The 395-nt window shown below is 48.4% G+C and carries 1 protein-coding gene; it reads left to right on the plus strand.

The window, feature by feature from the left end; translation table 11 throughout:
• Positions 1-395, plus strand: a 395-nt coding sequence (locus AC066S_RS39900) for a relaxase domain-containing protein (protein ID WP_478272080.1), incomplete at both ends; no start/stop codon positions are given.

Here is a 395-nt window from a genome sequence, read left to right on the forward strand (position 1 = left end):
GAAGGTTAAAAACCTCTTTGAAATAGATGGAGTTCCTGATGAGGTGATGAAGGATTTCTCGCAACGCCGAGTTGCAATCCTGAAGGCAGTAGAGGCGGAAATGGCTAGCCGCGGTCTAGATGCATCGCAAGCAAGTCGAGGGCTGCTTCAGAAAGCGACAATCGAGACTCGGCAAGAAAAAACAGAGATGTCACGGTATGAGCTGGAAGGCATCTGGAAGGAGCGCGGTAAAGCGCTGGGATTTTCTGAAGAGCAGGTTAATGAAATTATTGATTCGGAAAGCTTCACCGAATTAAGTAGAGAGGAGTGCTTGGAGCAAGTCAGGGAATCGGCGTATCAGATATTGCAAGGGAAAGCTGTATTTGGTGAGCCAGAGCTTGTAGCAAAGGCGGCAT

The sequence above is a fragment of the Bradyrhizobium sp. CFUWI genome (assembly GCF_056429085.1).